11 protein-coding genes are annotated in these 17678 nt (G+C 33.9%); 2 read left to right on the forward strand and 9 right to left on the reverse strand.

Annotated elements, in window-relative coordinates; translation table 11 throughout:
• The first annotated feature begins 54 nt into the window (after positions 1-54).
• Positions 55-1515, forward strand: a complete 1461-nt coding sequence (locus tag ACHRVZ_RS03710; protein WP_395420832.1) for a TonB-dependent receptor — start codon at positions 55-57, stop codon at positions 1513-1515.
• 146 nt (positions 1516-1661) lie between these two features.
• On the opposite strand, the gene bcp is transcribed toward ACHRVZ_RS03710, so the two are convergent.
• Positions 1662-2114 carry a thioredoxin-dependent thiol peroxidase gene (gene bcp / locus ACHRVZ_RS03715; RefSeq protein ID WP_395420833.1) on the reverse strand — a complete coding sequence of 151 codons (453 nt, stop codon included), beginning with the start codon at positions 2112-2114 and terminating at the stop codon, positions 1662-1664.
• Positions 2115-2359: 245 nt separating this feature from the next.
• Here bcp and nth point away from each other — a divergent pair, with 245 nt between their 5' ends.
• The gene (gene nth, locus ACHRVZ_RS03720; protein ID WP_395420834.1) at positions 2360-3013 is read left to right on the forward strand and encodes an endonuclease III domain-containing protein; all 654 of its coding nucleotides are present in this window, start codon (positions 2360-2362) and stop codon (positions 3011-3013) included.
• 16 nt (positions 3014-3029) lie between these two features.
• Here nth and ACHRVZ_RS03725 read toward each other — a convergent pair whose 3' ends face one another.
• From ACHRVZ_RS03725 to ACHRVZ_RS03760, 8 genes are all read right to left on the reverse strand, one after another.
• The gene (locus tag ACHRVZ_RS03725; RefSeq protein ID WP_395420835.1) at positions 3030-4094 is read right to left on the reverse strand and encodes a tetratricopeptide repeat protein; all 1065 of its coding nucleotides are present in this window, start codon (positions 4092-4094) and stop codon (positions 3030-3032) included.
• A gap of 777 nt (positions 4095-4871) precedes the next feature.
• Positions 4872-5456, reverse strand: a complete 585-nt coding sequence (locus tag ACHRVZ_RS03730) for an RNA polymerase sigma factor (RefSeq protein ID WP_395420836.1) — start codon at positions 5454-5456, stop codon at positions 4872-4874.
• Between the two features lie 319 nt (positions 5457-5775).
• Positions 5776-6534: a family 16 glycosylhydrolase gene (locus ACHRVZ_RS03735; protein ID WP_395420837.1), complete on the reverse strand. Its 759-nt coding sequence runs from the start codon at positions 6532-6534 to the stop codon at positions 5776-5778.
• 82 nt (positions 6535-6616) lie between these two features.
• Complete coding sequence (locus tag ACHRVZ_RS03740; protein WP_395420838.1) at positions 6617-8275, reverse strand: family 16 glycosylhydrolase; 1659 nt, start codon at positions 8273-8275, stop codon at positions 6617-6619.
• Between the two features lie 57 nt (positions 8276-8332).
• Positions 8333-9934: a hypothetical protein gene (locus tag ACHRVZ_RS03745; RefSeq protein WP_395420839.1), complete on the reverse strand. Its 1602-nt coding sequence runs from the start codon at positions 9932-9934 to the stop codon at positions 8333-8335.
• An 11-nt stretch (positions 9935-9945) separates the two neighbouring features.
• Complete coding sequence (locus ACHRVZ_RS03750; protein WP_395420840.1) at positions 9946-11445, reverse strand: RagB/SusD family nutrient uptake outer membrane protein; 1500 nt, start codon at positions 11443-11445, stop codon at positions 9946-9948.
• Positions 11446-11456: 11 nt separating this feature from the next.
• Entirely contained in the window at positions 11457-14522 is a 3066-nt protein-coding gene (locus tag ACHRVZ_RS03755) for a SusC/RagA family TonB-linked outer membrane protein (RefSeq protein WP_395420841.1), read from the reverse strand.
• Positions 14523-14763: 241 nt separating this feature from the next.
• Positions 14764-17565, reverse strand: coding sequence for a triple tyrosine motif-containing protein (locus ACHRVZ_RS03760; protein ID WP_395420842.1), 2802 nt, complete (start codon positions 17563-17565; stop codon positions 14764-14766).
• Positions 17566-17678 lie beyond the last annotated feature (113 nt).

Here is a 17678-nt window from a genome sequence, read left to right on the forward strand (position 1 = left end):
TCTTTCATTAGAAGCCTAATTTGCTAACTTTGTAACAAATCTATTTAAAATAAAATGGGTACAGAAATAAAACTCAAAGGTGACAAGGTCATCGAACAGATTCCTTCCATAAAAGACAAAGCGCTACGCATTAATTTAAACGAGAATATTTACGGAACATTTGCTGAAATTGGCGCTGGACAAGAGACTGTTAGGCATTTTTTCAGATCCGGAGGTTCATCGGGAACAATTGCAAAAGCAATGTCTGCCTACGACAAAGATTTCAGTGATGCGGTTTATGGAATCGAAAAAGATGGCCGCTATGTAACCGAAGAGAGGTTAAAAAAGATGCTGACTCTTGAAGGTCAAATAATCGAAGAACGATTAAGCAGAGAAAAACATCCTACAAAACTTTTCTTTAGTTATGCCAACACCGTTGCAACTATCGACTTTGCTAAACAATTTAAAGGTCACGGTTGGGTTGGAATCCGATACCAAATTGAACCTGACGAAGCTTACAACGAAATTATTCTGCACATTCGTTTTAAAGAAACTGACGCTCGACTACAACAAGAAACACTAGGGATTTTAGGAGTAAACTTAATTTACGGTGCTTTTTACAAATACAACGATCCAAAACGATTACTTCGTTATTTATACGATCACTTAGACAAAGACCAACTTGAAATTGACACTATTAACTTCTCAGGACCTCGTTTTGCTGATGTTGATAATCGTTTAATGAGCTTACAATTGGTTAAAAACGGAATGACTGATGCCGTAATGTTCAACCCTGACGGTAAAAATGTTTTGCCTGCAGCGGTTTTATACAAAAAGAATCTTCTTGCTTTTAGAGGAAGTTTTCGTCCGGTTACGAATGTAAATCTTGATATGTACGAGAAATCACTAAAAATGTTTCTCGAAGAAAATAAAGTAGAAAAAGACAACACTTTGGTGGTTTTTGAAATTACACTTTCGAATTTACGCTCGGATGGTGAAATTGATGAACGCGATTTTATGGACAGAGCCGAATTGCTTTGCTCTTTAGGTCAAACTGTTATGATTTCTAATTTTCAGGAATATTATAAAGTAGTTGAATATTTCTCTAATTATACCAAAGCCCGAATGGGATTGGCAATGGGTGTAAACAACTTAGTTGATATTTTTGATGAGAAATACTACCGCCATTTAAGTGGTGGAATTCTGGAAGCTTTTGGTAAATTATTTTACCGCGATATGAAAGTATTTTTATATCCGATGTTGGGTGAAAATAATGAAGTTATCACATCTGCCAATTTAAAAGTACATCCTAGAATGAAGGAATTGTATAAATTCTTTAAGTTCAACGGAAAAGTGGTTGACATTGTAGATTATAACCCTGACATATTAAATGTATTCTCTCGTGAAGTTCTAAAAATGATCAGCCAAGGAAAATCTGGCTGGGAACCGATGCTTCCGTCTGGAGTTGCCGAAATTATAAAAGAACACCATCTATTTGGATATCATCCGGAAATAGAATTGGAACAGAATAACTAAAAAAAAAGTCCAAAAAAGAAATTTCTTTTTTGGACTTTTTTTTTAGTTTCAAGTTTTTTTAGTTACAGGTTTCAGCTTTTTACTAAACGTGAAACTTTGACAAAGATTAACAACCTGAAACAAAAGAAACCTGAAACAAAAATCTTTTATTTCAAAATCTGCGATGCGTGTTCTTTGGTTTTTACTTTTTCGATTACCTCATCGATGATTCCGTTTTCGTCGATTACGAAAGTAGTTCTGTGTATTCCGTCGTACTCTTTCCCCATGAACTTTTTAGGTCCCCAAACTCCAAATGCGTTGATTACTGATTTGTCTTCATCAGCCAATAACGGAAAAGGGAATTCGTATTTGTCTTTGAATTTTGCCTGTGCTTTTTGGCTATCGGCACTTACACCCAAAAGTTCGTAATTATTGGCTTTAAAACGCTCAAAATTATCTCTTAAATCGCAAGCTTCAGCGGTACAACCTGGTGTACTTGCTTTTGGATAAAAGAAAACTACTATTTTTTTTCCGGCATAATCTGCCAATTTATGTGTTTTTCCGTCTTGATCTATTCCTGAAAAATTTGGTGCTTTATCACCGGCTTTTAATGTTATCATATTTTAATTTTAGATTGTTAGATTATTAGACTTACTCAGATTGTTAGACTTCTTAGACTGTTGGATTGTTAGACTGTTGATTTTTTTTATTGGATTTTTTATATTGCGATTATTAGGGCGCTAGAATTTGAGACCTATTTATTTTTTTTCTTAGATTATAACTTAAAAACAACTATAGCTTATAATTAACCATTTACAATTAACAATTAAAATAATGCTATTTTTACGGGATTAAAAATACGGAAATGAATAAAGAAGCTCGCGTACAATTTGTTATAAATACGTTAAAAGAACTCTACCCTACTATACCTGTCCCTCTTGATCATAAGGATCCATATACTTTATTGATAGCGGTTTTACTCTCGGCGCAATGTACAGACGTTCGTGTGAACCAGATTACTCCGTTGCTTTTTGCGAAAGCTGATAATCCGTATGACATGATTAAAATGTCGGTGGAGGAAATTAAGGAAATTATTCGCCCTTGTGGCTTGTCGCCAATGAAATCGAAAGGAATTCATGGTTTGTCACATATTTTGATTGATAAACACAATGGTGAAGTTCCGCAAAGTTTTGAAGCACTTGAAGAATTACCTGCTGTTGGCCATAAAACAGCAAGTGTCGTGATGTCACAAGCCTTTGGTGTTCCTGCTTTTCCGGTCGATACGCATATTCATCGATTGATGTACAGGTGGAATCTTTCGAACGGAAAAAATGTAGTGCAGACGGAAAAAGATGCCAAAAGATTATTTCCAAGAGAAATATGGAATGATTTGCACTTGCAGATTATTTGGTACGGACGTGAATATTCGCCCGCTCGCGGTTGGGATTTAGACAAAGATATTATTACCCGAACTGTTGGTAAAAAATCTGTAATAGAAGAAGCTACTAAAAAGAAATAGTAGCTTCTGTTTCATTTTACATACTACTTTTTAGAGCATTATATTCGTTTGTCATATCTAGTGTTCTATAAACACCTAAAAGCGACTTTATTACGTCTGTATTTTTTGGTTCGATTGTCAATGCCTTTTTAAGATACGGAATTGTGCTTTTTACAAGCTCATTTTTTTGAGCATTTAATTTATCATATTCTTTCATTTCTTTCGGGCTATTACCAAGCAGATCCATTTGATCAACCAATGCTTTTTTTAGCTGCATTTTGACATAAACAAGATTAATATAGCAATCTATACAACTCGGATTTATTTGAAGGTCATTTTCATAATATTTGCTGGCATTTGCATAATCGCCTCTTTCCATATAGCAAAAAGCTAACGAAACTAAAACTTCTTCTTTTTTAGAAGGTGGCGAAAAATTTCTAGGTTTCTCATAAAAACCCGCCTGAATATTAGATTCTCTTGCACTCATTGAGATAAAAGTTTCTTCTGTTTTTGTTTTTTTATTCGTGGCGTAGTAAACAGTTCCTTTACCTGTATAATTCATTTTTCTAAGTTCGTCGTAATACTTAATCCCGTTAATAAAGTCTTTGCCTGCCAATGAAGCAGCTGCAGCGTTAAGTAAGTTTAAAGTATCTTTTTTATCTATTAAATAAACTTCATAACTTTTACCGGCACTCTCTTTGAATTTTCCAGTTTTATAATCGCTAAAAGCACCATCTACTAATGTAGATTTCATTTCTTTTAGAGCTAAGTTCGCTTTAAATGCATATTTATAATTTCGAGAATCGTTTTCATACAAAAGAATATCCTGATATGCACTGGAGGCCAAAGCAAAATTAGTTACTGCATCAATATTCTTGGTTGCCAACTCTTTGTACACATTTCCTTTCGTGAAATAAAAATCAGATTTCACCTCATCTGATGCATTTACGATAAGGTATTCTATTTTCTTTAAAATCGTCAAAGACTCTTGGATTTTTCCTTTGCCGTAAAGAGATTGCGCTTCTTTTATCTCTTCTTTTTGAGCGAATGCTCCGATATTCGTCAATAATAGTAATGACAATACCATAAGTTTGTTCTTCATTTTCAGTTAAGTTTGGTTGCTAGATAGATTTAAGGGTTTTCTATGTTGGATTTTATCAAAAAGATGTAAACTAAATATTTCTAAGAAATTTTAGCCAAATCCAAAACAATCTTAATACTCTTTATAAAGTATTAAGACGTACAACAAACAAAACAATGTAAGGGTAGTTTTTCTTCATGTATTAACTGGTTAGTTGGTTAGACATTTATTTATTGGTTTACTTTGGTTTGAATACTTTAGTTTATTGAAAGATTTTTAATACATAAAATTCTTTTTCACAGCTAATTCATTGAATATAAATTCAATTTTTAACTAAAATAAAGCTAAATATAAAATAAATAATTGAAATCCAATTATAATATGAAATTTTAACAAATTTACGGACAAAGCCAAAAATGCAAAATCTTAGGAGGCAATTGCTAAAAATTGGACCAACAAGTATTTTTGATGGCAGAGTAAGGAGTTGGAATTGCCTTAAAAAAAAACTCACTAGATGTATTTGCATACAAATAGTGAGTTTTCAACCAAAACGACCATTTGGTTTTTCTTTCGAATAAACATCCGACCAAAGTAGTGGGCTGTTTAATTAGCTATAATTTCAAAATTTTTGTTTTCAATTTTCACAATTGTTAATGCTTGTGAATAATTTAGTAAAAAAGAAACTACTTCTTTTTTAGGTTTTAAATTCTGTGCAGCTAATGCCTTTTTTGAGTAAATTTTCCCCATACTATGAAAATGTTTTTATTATAGTATAACGGACTAATTTTCAAAATAGTATCAGTTGGTCAAAATAATTTGATGTTTGTCGATTATTTTCCTCAAATTCATCAAAGCATAACGCATTCTGCCTAATGCAGTATTGATACTAACGCCTGTAAGTTCTGAGATCTCTTTGAAACTCATATCCTGATACATACGCATTATCAAAACTTCTTTTTGATCATCCGGAAGTTCTTCAATTATCTTTTTCAAATCGACCTCAACCTGATCAAAAATCATTTTATTTTCGATTGTTAGAGAGTCATCTGACATGATAGAAAAAATCGAAAACTCTTCGGTTTCTCTATACATTGGCATTTTTTTGGTTTTACGAAAGTGGTCTACAATCAAGTTGTGGGAAATACGCATTACCCAAGGTAAAAATTTACCTTCTTCATTGTATGAATTACTTTTAAGGGTTCTAATAACCTTTATAAAAGTGTCTTGAAAAATATCGTTTGAAATATCTCTATCAGCTATCTTAGAATATATAAATCCATATATCTTAGACTCGTGCCTTTTAATTAACGTCGAAAGGGCAATTTCGTTGCCATCAACATAATTTTTTACTAATAGAGCGTCTGGAATATGCAGATCAGCCATAATACTACTTTTTTAGTTTCTTTAATTTGAAGTAATTTTTCTAAAAAGTAATTTTATTGTATAGGCGGATCTTTTTTTGTTATGTTAATATTTCGACCAAATTTAACAAATTATAATTTTAAAAAGCAAATAAATACAATAATAATTAACAATAAATTGTTAATTATTGCAGTACAAAAGTAGCTTAATCCCAAAAACATTAAAAAAAACTAAAAATTGGATTAATTTTAAGTTCGGTCAACAAGACGTAAATAACTTACAATTAAACAATTAAATCACTTATGTCTTGTTTTAGGACTTTTCTTATATACTAACTTTACTATTGATAAACTCGAACATAATCGATATAATATCTTTGGGGAAACACATTATCATCTACTTCTGGTCCTCCAAAATTACCTCCAATTGCCAGATTAACAATAATATAAAATGGTTTATCAAATGGCCAAGTGTTTTCATTTTTAACCTCTGGATTGAAGGTGTAAACGGAAGTTTTATCGACAAAAAATTCAATTTTATCTTTTGTCCATTCTATCGCATAAACATGAAATCCTTCTTCAATTTTAGGAAATGCGGTTCTTTTGGTATTGATTGTATTTCCGTGGCTGTCTTGTGTATGCAACGTCGTGTATACCATATGAGGATCTCTTCCTATGTATTCAAGAATATCAATTTCTCCGGCTTTTGGCCATTTTACCTCATCAATATTAGCGCCCAACATCCAGAATGCAGGCCATAAACCATGACCAACAGGCAATTTTGCTCTGGCTTCGATTCGGCCATACTTAAATTCTTTTTTGCCTTTTGTAGTGATTTTTGTCGATGTATATTTATTGCCTTCTTTTCTGGCTTCGATAATTAAATTTCCATCTTTAATTTCGTGATTTGTTTTGGTATAAATCTGTCTTTCATTATTTCCATAACCACACAAATCCGGACATCCATCGCCAAGTTCGAAATTCCAAACGGTTTCATCTATAGTTTTTTTATTAAAATTTTCTTCCCACACCAATTTTCTTTTTCCGTTTTGTGCGAAGCTAAAAGTGGTAATCATTAAGAGTATAATTACTTTTTGCATAATATCATTTTTAAATTGCTAAAATTAAGAAGGCCAGTCGTAACTGACCTTCTCTCTTCATTCTTACTAATTAATCTGTAATCTACTGATATACTCTAACATAATCAACCTCCATCGAAGATTGTGTAAAAGCTGCATCAATATTCCCGCCTAGATTACCTCCCATTGCTACATTTAAGATCAGGAAAAAGTCGCTATTGAAAGGCAATGTGCCATCATTTGGAACGGAATGAATCTGCACATCATCAACAAATGTTGTTACTGATGCCGGACTCCAAATCGCTTTGTAAACATGAAATTCTGTTGATACATTTGGTATTGTTTTAGAACCTGTGTTTCCGCCTCCACCTGAATGTCCGGGATAATGAAGCGTACTCAAAATAACATTTTGATTGTTTCCAACATGTTCCATAATATCGATTTCTCCACAGGCTGGCCATGGTTTTGTTGCATAGTTTTGTCCTAACATCCAGATTGCCGGCCAGGTTCCCGCGCCAGTTGGCAGCTTGGCTTTAATCTCAATTTTTCCGTAAGTAAACTTAAATTTACCATCTGTTTTTAATCGTGCCGAAGAATAATCTGCTCCCCCTGAAACTTCTTTTTTAGCCGTGATTTTAAGACTTCCGCCTTGTACAATTACGTTTGTAGCGGCGTTGGTATAATTTTGTTTTTCATTATTTCCCCAGCCATTATCACCTTTCCCCAGATCATAATTCCATTTTGCAGTATCTGGTGCTCCGTCTGTATTAAACTCATCTGACCAAACCAGATTTTTATAATCTACGGCCGGAGTTTGAGTTGGAGGTAATGTTGTAAATGTATGGTACCATGCTAATCCTGTATTTCCACCCATAACGGCTCTAACGACCATTCTGTTGGCTGTTATTGATAGGATTTCATAAGAACTCTGACCAATATAATACCCCATAAAACCTCCATCAGTAAAGTTCAACATTGTACCTCTGGTTTGCGTTGCATGATTTGGATTTTTCATTACAACAGATTCTGATGGACTTAACAATACTGTTTTCTTTCCTGCGGTGTTGTATGTTAAGCAAGCATCATCTGGTCCGCTACCTCCTGCAACATTTGCAAAAGATGCATTAAAAAATGTTGCTCCGCCATTATTCAATTCAAATTTCAACTGATCGCCTTCTAAAGAGAATGTCAATATGTTTTCGTATAAACAGCTGCTTGCTGGCGAAGCTGCTTTTTCAAAAGCTCCAGCCGAGTAATAGTTTGGGAAAAAGTTTTTGGTGGCATCACCATCATTTTGACCTACTCCTAAATGTCCTGGCTCAGAGGCTGACCAATACCATTTTTTAGAAGTGCCGCCTGTTAAGAATCCAACTGCTTCGTCATCTCTAAAGTTACTTAAAACCTGAACCTCAGTTGTTGTAGTTGTTGAAACACCTCCTTTTCCGTTAGCGATTACCGTTACAATATATTTATTTACTCCTGTTTTAGTAAAACGTTTGGTATAAATTCCGCTTGGAGAACTTACAGACGATCCATCTGAGAATACATATTGGTACGAAATAGCATTATCTGCTGTTGCAACAAGTTTTACAGATCCTGATCCGTCACCGTCTGGTGCAATGGCCGTTTTTCCGATGATTTCAGCCGTTACTTTAAAATTTGTCGGTGCATTGATATCTCCAAAAGAATAATCGTCTTTTTGACAACTTATTGCCAGGAGAAATGCAAAAAGTAATACGAAGTATTTATTATATTTTTTCATTTTGATTTTTTTTATAAAATGTAAATTCATTTCAAACGCATCAATAAGTATTATTTTCTATTTATGAAAATAAACGTTATCAATATATATAGTATGTGTTCCGCTTGGGTTTCCTGAGTAGATGAGCTGCGCTATATGTCCTCGCGTTGTCAATCCTGTAAAATCACTTAAAGGAATATCCAGACTTACCCAGCTTCCTTTTGCCGGTGCAGTGAATTTAAGTTCATGTTCTTTGTCGTCTCCTCCTCCATTATAAACTCCATTGGCACCAAAATCGACTAGTTTTACTCTGAATTCTGTAAAATCAGCTGACCAAACATCTACGTGAAAGTGTGTCATACCTGAAGCATCGATTGTTGAAACTGGCTCGATACCTACAAAGTTTAAATCTGAGTATTTTTTTACTGCATTTCCCGCTACAGCTGTTTCTTCTAAGGTTGCAGCCGACCAATCTGTGCGCCACGTTGCTATTGCAACATTTGAATAGGCATCGCTAAACAATGAAATAACATCTGTTGCTGCTTTTGTAGGCGTTGGCGCTGCAGTTGTTAAAGATTCTACATTTTTATAAAAATAAATATTATCGATAAAAACATTTTTACCAGCAGGATTTCCAACCAATTTCAATTGAAAAATATCGGCTACTGTAAATCCAGTCTGGCTCGTAAATGCCGAAATCGGAATATCAATACTTGTCCATTGATTTGCTATTAGATCTTTTGTTACTGGTCTTTCGCCATTTGTCTTGCTGATTAGTGAAGTTTCTAATTTTGCTAAATCAGCTGTCCAAACATCGAGGTGAATATAATCCATGCCTGAAACATCTACTGTTACGCCACTTGCCAATGCAATTCCCTGATAATTTAAATTCGTATAATTCAATATTTTATCACCGTTCAAATCAAATTCTGTAAAACTGCCTGATTGTCCCCAATTTGGAAAGAAATCTGTTCCGGCAATATTCGTATATTTTGAACTGTAGATAGAAATTACATTTCCAGCCGATCTGTTAGGCGGCGTTGGTGCTGATGCACTTGGATTGAGTACCAATTTGGCTGTAAAGTTTTCTGTATGCTCAGTTGTTTTTATTGCAGCGCTTTTTGCTACTACACGAATGCTGTAAACTCCGGCATCTTTATAAACATATGAAACTGATGCACCAATATTTGCCGAAACGGGTTCCGGTTTTCCGGTTTCTCCAAAATAAACATCGTAAAACAGAGCAAAATCTGCGGTTACTTTTACGTTTACTTGTTTAGATACGGAGAGATCATTTGTTATTACCACTTTTAAATTCTCTGGAGCTTTAAAAGAAACCACTACTTCCTGCTCAACTTCTGTCGTTTTTCCGTTTATTGCCATTGCTTTTATTTTGGCTTTATAAACTCCTTCTTTATAAATGTGTGGTACAGTAGTTCCCGGCGATACATAATTAGATTCTGTAGTTCCGTCACCAAAGTTTATTTTGAACTGGGTAACTCCTTCTCCTTTTGGTATAAATGTTACATTACCAGTATTATCCTGCGTTACTGTCACTAAAGCAGAAATATTGGTTGGCGCACTAACACCATCTATATCAATATTACCGTTGTCATCGCTTGAACAACCTACAAGTATTGTTAAAACGAAAAGACTTATAATAAAATGTATTTTTTTCATAATCGTATTTTTTAGTATCCAGGGTTTTGTTTCCAGTTTCCGTTTGCAAATTGAATTTCCTCTATTGGAAGTGGAAATAATTCATTTTTATTTGCTTTAAAACCTGGTATTTTTCCAACTGCTTTTCCAGTTCTCACTAAATCAAAGAAACGATGTCCTTCTCCAAAAAGTTCTGATCTTCTTTCTGCCCAAATAAAATCGGTCAATGCGGCTCCAGACACTAATATGTCATGATTTACATCTCCAAAAGCACGTCTTCGAACCTCATTTAAATATTTTCTAGCTTTTGTATCGTCAATTCCTCCACGGTTATAAGCCTCTGCTGCCATTAATAAAACATCTGCATAACGAATAGCTCTGTAATTGTTTGGATTTGTTAAGTTCAAATCGCCTTGTGCATTTGTGCTTCTTTTTCTTGGCAAATATTTTCTATTAAAGTAGCCCGTATCTTCGTTTCCTTTTCCAAACGTGATCCCTTTTCCATCGTTAAAAGATTTATTTGCTTCTGCCCACGCTGTAATATCAAGTATGGCAACGTCTTTACGTTTATCACCTAGTTCAAAAGAGTCGGCGCTTTCTTTGGTTGGAACATTGAAACTAAATCCGGAAGAAAAAAGTGGCCCTGAATAATTTCTGATTCCACTAAAACCTACTGCAACGTTTCCTTCGCTGCATTGTAAACATGTAAATGCAGCTCCTTCAACATCGGTATATTGTACTTCAAAAACAGATTCTGGTCCGTTTTCTCCGTCTAATTCAAACATTGCATTGTAATCTGACTCTAATGAATATTTTCCAGAAGTTATTACGCTTTCAAATATTGTAGCGGCTTGTGAAAACTTATCCTGATATAAGTAAGCTTTTCCTAACAATGCCTGCGCTGCACCTTTTGTTACTCTTCCTTTTTGAGATGCAGTTGGAGATAAATTAGCAATTGCGAAAATCAGATCTGTTTCTATAGCAGCATAAACTTCTGCAGCTGATGAACGCGGAACTGTTTTTTCATCTCCAACTTTAAATCTTGCATCTCCTTTCATCGGGATTCCTCCAAACCATTTCACTAACTCAAACTGGTAATATGCTCTCAGAAAACGTGTTTCTGCAAGTAGCTGGGTTTTTCCCTCAAAATCGGTTTTATCTTTAAATTCAAGAATGTAATTGGCTCTTTGAACTCCTGCAAACATCCAATTCCAGATGTCTCTTAAATTGCTGTTTACGGGTGTATGAATCATGTCGTCAATTTGCTGCCAGCCAATTACGTCTGTTGGGCTTTCTCCTCCACATAATGTATTGTCTGAGGCAATTTCGCCTAACAAAACATTTGCATAAGAGGATTGCAATAAATCATAAGCGGCAACCAGTGCATCATTATAGTCTTCTTTTGAATTGAAATAATTTTCAGAATCTATAGAATACTTCGGTTTTGGACTTACAAATTCGTCTGAACAAGAAATACTTATTGTCGAGAATAGTGTAAGTGTTATAATGGTGGTGATTAAATATTTTTTCATTTTTATTGAAATTAAAAATTAATGTTTAAACCCAATAAATAGGTTCTTGGAACTGGGTAGAACCCGTAATCGATTCCCGCACCAATTGGCGATTGTGAAACTCCATCTTTATTTGTAGGTCCAAATGAAGCGCCTGGATCGAAACCTTTATATTTAGTAAAAGTGTATAGATTATTTACTCCGGTATAAAGTCTTAGTTTAGTAATTCCTGCTTTTTGAGTTACTTTTGGATTAATAGTATATCCAATTTGTATGTTCTGAATTCTGAAGTAAGAAGCGTCTTCAACAAAATATGATGACAAAACGTTGTTTGCTGTTGCTCCTGTTGTTACTCGCGGCACGGTATTACTTGTTCCCTCGCCTGTCCATCTGTCTAAAACATAATCCAATCGATTGGCATCAGAAAGTACTCTTTCGTAGTTGCGCACCATATCATTTCCTATTGAAGCAAAGCTATAAAGTGCAAAATCAATATTTTTGTAATTTAATTGTACATTAAATCCCATTGTAGCCTCGGGAATTGGATCTCCAATATTGGTTTTATCTTTTGAATCAATAACACCATCGCCATTTACATCTACAAAACGAATATCTCCGGGTACTGCATTTGCTCCTAAGGCCAATTGTGATGGATGTGCATCAACTTCGGCTTGGTTTTGAAATAATCCGTCTGTTTTATATCCGTAAAAATATCCTATTGGTTTTCCTGCTTCCATGCGCGATGCGGCAGGTTGCCCTACTCCAAAACCGCCTTGTTCGATAATTCCGGTTCCGTTATTTACTTCGAGTACTTCGTTTTTAATAAAGGTTACATTATAACCTATGCTTAAACTGAATGAATCTGAAAATTTCTCTTTGTAATCTATAGCAAACTCAACTCCTGAATTTCTAACTGTACCGGCATTTAAAGTTGGAGGAAGCGCACCTGGAGCACCAACTCCTGTAATTCCAGAAACAGGAATATCCGGTATCAATAGATCTTTTCTTGTATCAATAAAATAATCTGCAACAACAGAAACTTTATCGTGGAATAGTTTTAAATCTAAACCAACATCAAACTTTTTAGCTTCTTCCCATTTCAAGTTAGGATTAGGAATTTGTCCTGTTGCTACTCCGCTTAGTAAGTTGCCATCAAACACATAAGTAGCTTCTCCATTTAAAAGACTTAAGAAACCATTGTTGGGAATTTGGTCGTTTCCTAATGTTCCATAACTGGCTCTTAATTTCAGAAAATTAAACGTTTTTGATTCTCCAAAGAAACCTTCATCAGAGATTACCCATCCTGCTGTAAATGACGGAAAGTATCCTGTTTTATGATCCGGGCCAAATTTTGTAGAAGAATCACGTCTGATCATTGCAGAAAGAAGGTATTTACCTTTATAATCGTATTGCGCTCTTCCAAAATAAGAAAGCCTTCTTTGATCGTAAACATAACCTCCGGTATTTAAAGCCGTTGGTATTCCTTTGGTTAAAGAAAGATCTGCATAATCCCATGAATTGTTGGGCACATCGAAACCGGTTCCAAAACCTTGATTTCCCCATTGTTTATAAATGGTATTTCCTATTGTTGCCGTGATATTATGATTCTCTCCTATTTTTGTAGTATAGGTTCCGTAAAGGTCAAATGAATAATCATTGTCGTTTGTTGCAGTTTGTGTTACAGAACTTCTTTGTACATCAAAAACTTTTCCGCCATAACTAATCTTTTTTCCAAATGTTTTGCCTTCACTGTTTGATGTATTAAATCCTATTGAACTGGAAAGTGTAAATCCTTTGAAAATTTTATAATCGAAACCAAAATTTCCGTTCAATTTTTTATAATTATAATCATTGTAGGTATTAGCAATTTGTGCCAACGGATTTATGATTTCGTTTCCTAAACCTGTTGTACTTGGTACTAAAGTAAAATCACCATTTGCATCATATGGCTTAAAAGTTGCCGGTACATTTAAAGCATTAAACAATACAGATCCTAATCCGTTTTCATTAATCGTTTTTCTATTAAAATACGTGTAGATTACATTGGTTTTTATTTTGAATTTATCACTCAAATCTACACCCAAAGCTAGTCGCGCTGTATTTCTTAAAAATCCCGATTTATCTGATCCAACAATTCCTTCCTGATCTAAATGTGAACCGCTAATCGCATATGTAATTTTTTCAGAACCTCCTGAAATTGTGATGTCGCTATTTAATATAGGTACGCCTTTACCCAAAACTTCTTTCTGCCAATCTGTACCTTTGCCTAAACCGCTTACGTTTGGATACGGAAGTGCTCTTCCTCCATTTGCATAACTTTCGTTTAATAATAAAGCATATTCAGTAGCATTTAACATTGGTGATTTTCTCGATGCTTCCTGAAATCCTGAGTAGCTGTTAAAAGATACTTTTGTTTTAGAATTCTTTTTCCCCATTTTAGTGGTAATCAAAATGATTCCGTTTGCACCAATAGTTCCATAAATAGCAGCTTGTGCGTCTTTAAGAACGGTAATAGTTTCAATATCATTTGGATTAAGCAAACTTAAATCGCCCACATAACCGTCAATGATTGCCTGAGGACCATTTTCTCCGTTAGTTGCAATACCACGAATACGAATATCCAGTTTTGCTCCCGGAGCTCCGGATTGTGTCGTTACATTTACTCCGGAAACAGTTCCTTGCAAAGCTTGTTCAACTTTTATTGGTTTTAAAAGTTCAAGGGTTTTGCTGTCTACTACAGATACAGCTCCGGTTACTTCTCTTTTCTTTTGAGTTCCATAACCAATAACTACGACTTCATCAAGAGATCTTGCATCGTCGCTCATTTTTACCGTTATCTTGGTTCCTGAAACAGCAACTTCTTGCGTTCGAAAACCTATATAACTGAATACGATAATTGTTCCTTTTGGAACTCCTAATAACTTAAAAGTTCCGTCAAAGTCTGTGGTTGTACTTTGTGACGAACTTTTAACTTTTACATTCACGCCCGGTAGCGATAAACCCGAGCCATCTAGTACAGTTCCGCTCACATCAATAGATTGCGAAAACGCAAAAGATGTAAACAGTAATAGTACGGTTAGTAATAATTTAGATTTCATAATTAGTTAGTTTTTATTGAGAGATAAATTTATTCTATCCGTTTAGGAAAACAACAAAATTAACCTCAACAAAAAACATACATCTTAAAAAAACATGAACTAAATTAAATATATCTTAAAAAATGACCTTATTTAACTACAAATTGAGAATGTTAATTTCTTTAACATTCTCGCCATAAAATCACAACAAATCCTTAATGTTGAGGTAATGTATAGTTTTTTTGAAACGTTTTTTGATGTACTATACAGCTAAAATATATTCTACTAAACCGTTTTCGTGCTGCAAGTCCATTTTTTTACGCAAACGGTATCTTTTTATCTCGACACTTCGAACCGAAATATTGAACAACGGAGCAATTTCTTTTGAAGAGAGATTCAATCGTAAATAAGCACAAAGACGCAAATCGTTTGGAGTTAATACCGGGTGTAATTGTTTAATTCTTTTCAGAAAATCTTTATCGGCATTATCAAAAGCTTCTTTAAAAACATTCCACGAATCTTCTTCAGTAATATTTTTATTAATTGTACTAATTACTGATTTGATATTATTACTATCATTTTGAGTTGTCTTTTTTAAATCTTCTTTTATAAAAGCCAATAGTTCATTTTTACTATTCAAACTCATGGTCGAAACTGCCAACTCTCTGTTTTTATTATCGACATCGAGCGATAATTGTTCGTTTCTAAGTTTCATCAATTGCTGTTCGTTTTCTAATTCTTTTATTTCTAACAAAAGATTGTTCTCTTCGATCAGTTTTTCTTTCTGTTTTTGATAAAAATTACGATAAGCTTTGTTTACAAAATAAGCCAGAACCAACAGCAGAAGAAAATAAACAAAATAAGCTAAATTGGTAAGATACCATGGTTTTAAAATAACGAATGTATAAGTCGCGGTATTTTGCAAAATAGTATTCGCATATTTTGCCCTTACTTTAAAAGTGTATTTTCCCGGGGATAAGTTTTTAAAATTTACGGTCGCTTTTGTACTCCATTCACTCCACTCGTTCTGAAAGCCTTCTAATAAATACTGATATTCTGAATTGATGTATTTGTTGTACTCCGGAACTGTATAATTTAAAGTAATGTTGTTTTCATTTGAATGAAAGTTTCCTTCGTTCTGAATCGCTACATTTTTTACAATTTCATTTTGTTTATTTACTGTAATATCGGTAATGTAAACGGTATAGTTTTTAAAACTCAAATCATCAATATTCAAAGTATAATAACCGTCTGTAGTACCTATTAAATAAGTTGATTTTGAAATTTGGGTAATGTTCTCAAAACCTAACATCGAATTGGTCAACGAAGACGGAATAGGAATAATATTTTGTTTAAGCTGATTACTCAGTTTACTTGCCGAGAAGTAATGAATGTAGTTTTTAGAGAACAACCAGATTTTGTTCGAATTGTCTACAATTAATTTACCAGAAGTATATTCGTCTTTTTCGAAAATAGAACTTAATACATTATCTTTCTCAAAGCGTTTGGTTTTCTGATTCAATTTAAAAATTCCGCCCTTGTACGCGTAATAAATCGAATTATTAAATTTGGTTAAACTTGCATTTTTTCCTTTTTGAGGAGATTTATACGTATAAAAACCATCTGTTTTTTGCAGTGACTGATCTAGCTTAAGTCTAAAAATTCCTTTGTATTCGTGACTTACATAAACATCCAAACTATTCGTGATTTCAAAATAACGTGACGAATATCCAAATCCTTCGATTTTATTTTTAAAAACCCATTGATTGTTCACTTTCTCCAAAACCGAAATTCCGTAATAATTTCCTTGAATCAATTGATTTTTAGCATTTGGAACCGGTTCAAACTTCCAGGTTCCTGAAGCTGAAAATATACTTTTAGCCGAATCATTTGAAACAATAAAAGTTCCAGAATCATGACCGCAAAAAAGCGTATTATCATACACAAACAACGACCAAACCTGTCCTTTTGTTCCGCTAATAAATTTAAACTCAGAATTACTTTGAATGGGTTTACAAAACAAGCCCTGATTTGTACCTATATACAACATTCCGTTGAAGTTTGCAGAAGCATACACAGTTCCTAAAACTCCCGTATCGTCAGTAAAACTATGCACAGGCGATTGCACATTTATACAATTAATCCCGTTATCAAGTCCTACCCACAAATTTTGGTCTTTATCCTCAAAAAGCGATAAAGCCGTATTATTACTTAATCCTTTACTTTGCGAAAGATGATATTTTAGTTTTCCTTTATCCGATAAAATAAAAATTCCGTTAGAAACCGTTCCTAACGCAAAACTACCATCCTGAAGCAATTGACTGCTATAAACAAAATTCGATTTTAACTCGGCATCAACATCAGTCGAGAAACGGGTTAAATTATTTCGTTCCAATTTGTAAATCCCATCTAATTGTGTCTGAATCACCAAACCGTCTTCTGATGTAAATACATTGACGATTGTAAACTTTTTAAGTATGGGATGATCCGAAACTAATTTGGCTTTACCGCTTTCAATTTCAAAAAGTCCCTCTTTTAAGGTTTGAAAATAAATCGCATTTTTATCTGCAAATGATTTGACCACTCCATTTTTGGGCGCAATGATTTTAAATTTTCCATTTTTTGTATCATAAATATAAATTCGGTTTAGCGACTGAAACAAAATCCAGTGATCGTATTGCAGGATATTCCAAAATTGCTCGTCGTCTAAAATTTTGTTCTTAATCGCATCACTAAGTGACGTATACTTTAATTTGCCATTGATCTGCCTCGTCCAATAACCAAAATTCATGTAGGAACCGGTATAAATTTTCTTTCCGATTACTTTTACAGACCGAATAATAGTTTCGTTTGGCGCAGGATACAATTGCCAATTGGTACCGTTATATTCTAAAAGCCCATCATTATTAGCAAAATACAAATAGTTTTGGTCATCCTGAGAAATCATCCAACTCTGATTTCCAGCGCCATAAACGGCAGATGAATATTTAATAATTGGCGGAAACTCTTGAGAAAACAAGAGAAAACTCATCAATAAAAACAGAAGAGAAAATTTAGTTTTCAAATTTGGCTTAGTGTTAATTTAATACAAAAACAGTCCTAAAATAGCTTATTTTATATTGAAACAACAAGTTAAAACCAATTATTTTCAACATTTAATGCAAACACGCCACATAT

Origin of the sequence: Flavobacterium sp. FlaQc-57 (assembly GCF_044007395.1) — a bacterium.
Lineage (GTDB): Bacteria > Bacteroidota > Bacteroidia > Flavobacteriales > Flavobacteriaceae > Flavobacterium.

What these genes read in the sequence shown, in the direction of transcription:
- bcp (WP_395420833.1), bottom strand. Translation starts at nt 2,114, where the DNA reads ATGATAACATTAAAAGCCGGTGATAAAGCACCAAATTTTTCAGGAATA.
- ACHRVZ_RS03735 (WP_395420837.1), bottom strand. Translation starts at nt 6,534, where the DNA reads ATGCAAAAAGTAATTATACTCTTAATGATTACCACTTTTAGCTTCGCA.
- ACHRVZ_RS03740 (WP_395420838.1), bottom strand. Translation starts at nt 8,275, where the DNA reads ATGAAAAAATATAATAAATACTTCGTATTACTTTTTGCATTTCTCCTG.
- nth (WP_395420834.1), top strand. Translation starts at nt 2,360, where the DNA reads ATGAATAAAGAAGCTCGCGTACAATTTGTTATAAATACGTTAAAAGAA.
- ACHRVZ_RS03750 (WP_395420840.1), bottom strand. Translation starts at nt 11,445, where the DNA reads ATGAAAAAATATTTAATCACCACCATTATAACACTTACACTATTCTCG.
- ACHRVZ_RS03710 (WP_395420832.1), top strand. Translation starts at nt 55, where the DNA reads ATGGGTACAGAAATAAAACTCAAAGGTGACAAGGTCATCGAACAGATT.
- ACHRVZ_RS03730 (WP_395420836.1), bottom strand. Translation starts at nt 5,456, where the DNA reads ATGGCTGATCTGCATATTCCAGACGCTCTATTAGTAAAAAATTATGTT.
- ACHRVZ_RS03755 (WP_395420841.1), bottom strand. Translation starts at nt 14,522, where the DNA reads ATGAAATCTAAATTATTACTAACCGTACTATTACTGTTTACATCTTTT.
- ACHRVZ_RS03725 (WP_395420835.1), bottom strand. Translation starts at nt 4,094, where the DNA reads ATGAAGAACAAACTTATGGTATTGTCATTACTATTATTGACGAATATC.
- ACHRVZ_RS03745 (WP_395420839.1), bottom strand. Translation starts at nt 9,934, where the DNA reads ATGAAAAAAATACATTTTATTATAAGTCTTTTCGTTTTAACAATACTT.